The organism is Bartonella sp. AP3QHHD, assembly GCF_042195765.1.
Taxonomy (GTDB): Bacteria; Pseudomonadota; Alphaproteobacteria; order Rhizobiales; family Rhizobiaceae; genus Bartonella.
In genome coordinates this window covers 1-3,546 of sequence record NZ_JBHIPC010000033.1, presented here as the reverse complement: position 1 = coordinate 3,546, position 3,546 = coordinate 1, and the positions used below count along the sequence as shown (strand labels likewise).

At 45.2% G+C, this 3,546-nt stretch carries 1 protein-coding gene and 2 pseudogenes; all 3 read right to left on the bottom strand.

Going from position 1 to position 3,546, the window contains the following annotated elements; genetic code table 11:
- A pseudogene (locus ACFIL7_RS01615) lies at window positions 1-516 on the bottom strand (phage tail protein); the annotation flags it as partial.
- A gap of 188 nt (window positions 517-704) precedes the next feature.
- Window positions 705-2,087 carry a Bgr_08870 family protein gene (locus ACFIL7_RS01610; protein WP_375634165.1) on the bottom strand — a complete coding sequence of 461 codons (1,383 nt, stop codon included), beginning with the start codon at window positions 2,085-2,087 and terminating at the stop codon, window positions 705-707.
- 12 nt (window positions 2,088-2,099) lie between these two features.
- Window positions 2,100-3,546 (bottom strand): annotated as a pseudogene (locus ACFIL7_RS01605) (DUF4815 domain-containing protein); the annotation flags it as partial.

Genomic DNA, 3,546 nt, shown 5'->3' with positions numbered 1-3,546 from the left:
TTCTTGCGTGTTTTTACCCCCCGTATCAAAAACCGCAATCGCTTGTAGCTTTTCTGCAACCTGTTCCAAAGCGTCTGCCACGGGGTTTTTACCATTATCAAGGCGCCCTGCACTATAAGCCGGTGCCAGTAAAATCCCAGGCTCTACCCCTAAATGCCCTCTAGCGTGTTTTAGCGCATGCACACCGGTCAGTCGAGCATTTGATCCCACCATCTCGGCTTGTGTCTCAGCTATGGTTGACTTTTCTTCCACACGCACAAGAATAATTTGTGCCTCAATCCCTTGCGCGCACACGGCGTTAATGACATCAAGAGCTGTGCCTCTTGCCCCAAGCTTTTGGATCTTCTCTCCCTCATGCGTAAAGAGAAGAACAGGCTCGTTGAGGGGAAAAACTTGGTTGTCAGCTTCAGGGGCTGTAACAACCGCTCCAATGGCGGTCTGATCAAATGTTGCTAAAGGACGGGAATCCTCACCAGCCTCTACAATGCGAATCCCATGATTAAATTCTATTGCCATCTTGCTCTCCAAATCAATGAAGAGAGAATAACAACCATCACCATGCTCCATAAGCCTGACACTGTCACTCAAAAAGCCCTTTAAAAGGGCTTTGAAAGAGCGATAAAAGGACTTAAAAACATATAAGCCTGCTTATAGAACAGCTATCCATTTGACTTCTGTCATATCTTGGTTACTTGTGCATCCATTTATTCTTTCCATAATCTTATAAGGACAGCGCCATCAGCACCAGCACCGCTTGGAGAGGAATTTCCATGAGCACCAGCACCCCCACCACCAAAGCCACGCCCTGCTTTTCCTGAACTATAGGAACCTTTGCCTAGTCCTCCAGAGCCTCCTCTTGATGTATCGCCTCCAGCATCACCGCCATTACCGCTTGTTTTTCCATTGATTCCGCTTGTCCCAGCATAACCATTTCCGCCTTTGGCAATTCCTAGGTGGTCATCCGTTGCTAAACCAAAGTTTCCTCCCACGCCTCCAGCACCACCAGAGCCTGAATAGAAGGAAGTCGTACTCCCAGTAATCGAGTGAGAGATACGGGCGTCAGCTCCCCCACCACCCTTTCCTCCGGTAGCGGTAATAAAATTTTTGCCAATGGTTGTTGTTTCTCCAGGCTTACCGCTTACAAAATTCTTTGCAATAGAAGCCCCTCCTTTACCAATGATGATATCCTCGTGACCGTTTAAACTGACTTTATAGCCATACCAGATGGAACAACCACCACCTCCACCACCTCCTCCTAATCCTATCCCAAACGCTCTACCACCACTACCCCCACCACCCCAAGCTTGGATCTCAACTTTAGTTTTATCGGTGACCCAGATGGGCCACTGAATTTTCCCATCCTGTGTATAGAGCAATTCAGCATCAGCAAGGGCCGGCCAATTTGTGATTTTATCGATCAAATCTTTTTTAAGACTCTTTATTTGTGCCAAAATGGCGGCATCCACTTGCGCCTTCGTATAAACAACATCACCATCAACCCTCAAAGGTCCTTTAAGAAAGCTTCCCGTTGTGCTTAAACTGGTAACTATTTCACCATTATGGGTGAGATTAAACGACGAATTACCCAACAGTTCTAAGCCACCACTCATAGTGATTTTGCTGGTAAATTTATTATAACTTTGCCATTCATTTGGGCTGGCTAAGCGACCATAGCTTGTGAGATCTTCATTGATCTTGGCTCTAAAATCATCAAGACCCACGATATCTTCGGTTTTATGTTGATGTGCGCCTAACAGTGAGACAGCACTGCCAAAGGTGAAGTTATTATTGCTTGATTTATAGAGAACATAATTATTTGCGGCATCGTGTGCGCCTTCGATATCGCTTAAATCAGCAAATGAGAAAGTTTTATCCGCTGCCATTTTGCCATTGAGAGCGCTTTCTAGATTTGTGATTTCGCTTATGGTATGCGTGTGTTGTGAAGGCGCTTTTTGGTCTACCTTTTCCTCAACAGCCAAAAGAGCTTGATCAATTTTGGTCAAGTTTTCGCGCAAGATTGGGAATTCAGAACTGATAAAACGACCTTCTTTAGGCAATTCCATGTCGAGTTTTTTGGTTTTGGTCATCTCTGTTTTCCCTCATAATATGCCGGCGCCAAAATCACACACCATGGACCGCGCAGCAGGTCCACCGGTAAGGGTCAATTTCAAGCGCGCTTGTTTGGCGCCTTTATCACCACTGATAAATTTGCGCTCTGTCCAAAGGGGCTCGGCAAGTTGTTCTGTTTCGTCGAGTTTCAAAGGGGTGAAACCACCATCATCCAGTTGCATCTCGAGTGTAAAGGTTGCACCGCCTGGTAAAAAGGTTTTGATATAGCTGGTCAATCTTGCTTTTTCACCAAAGGCAAAAGCACGCGTGACATAAGTGGCTTCCTTATGGATCTTTCCTGCAATCAATTGAACAGGAGCAAACAAGACGGGTGAGAGCTTTTCGGTGCCTTTGAGAATAGCGCGAAGCTTTATCTTTTCACTGATATATTCGGTAAGGCTTAGCAATTGAAAGGGAAGCAGTTGATAAATTGTGCCATTGTTTCGTTCAATTTCAAAGATGACAGAACACTCACTTGAAGGCAATTCAATGGCTGCGCGGATTTGTAAATCAGAGCAGTCCACAAGATCAAAAGTGCCAAGATCAATGGTTTTTTCTGTTTGTGTGTAGCGTGCCGCCAGCACCCTAAAAGCTAAAGCCTCATCTTGATGAGCGGTCCAGCTCCTAGCATTGACAGAAGAAAAGCGTGGACCGGTCACGTAAGGGTGGCTCGAGACGTATCTCTGGTGTTCTGCATCAAAATCTCCAAGCTTTGCTAAAGAGACGGAATGATCAGCATCATCGGTTTTAATGACAAAAGCCGTTAAACGGTCATCCATCACAAGGAGTGGTACATCATAGCGTGCCTCTGCCCAACCTAGCTTTGCGCCCTTCATAGAATAAAAGCTTTGCGCTTGAATATCGGCGGTCGGATAGCCATTTTCTGTAGTGACCAAATCAATCACCAGATCATGGTTCTCATTACCGATTTTGCAAAGATGAAAGTCAATCCCCGTTATTTGCCGTGTTGCATCAGGGGTAAAGACTTGCGCTTGTGGGTCCACTTGCGTCCAGATCTTCACCGTGGTGGTGCGCCGCATCACTTTCACATCAATCACACCTTGACCGGTAAAAAGCCCCGTTGCAATTGTTCCACCTCTGCCTTGTGCGATAACATTTTTTGTGCCAGCGGTGATATTTTTAGGAATCTTAAAAGTGCTTTCAAGGACGCCATAGGAATTGGCAAAAAGGGGATAATTAGGCAAAACATTCACACCATCAAAGGTGAGGCTTGCTAATTGTTCTAACTTGCCAAAACCTTCAATTTTAAAGTGAAGAGTAATTTGTCTTAAAAAGTCTATTTGTTCTTGATGTGTGTTGATGAAATTATCGCTTACTTCTGTTCTACGTATGGTACTGCCGCGATGTTTTCCCATAATGATTTGATTGGTGATACTCGAGAGCCAATCGGTACGCTGTTCATGCCAAAAGTCTGTC

Coding starts and splice junctions, on each gene's coding strand:
- ACFIL7_RS01610 (WP_375634165.1), bottom strand. CDS start 2,087: ATGACCAAAACCAAAAAACTCGACATGGAATTGCCTAAAGAAGGTCGT.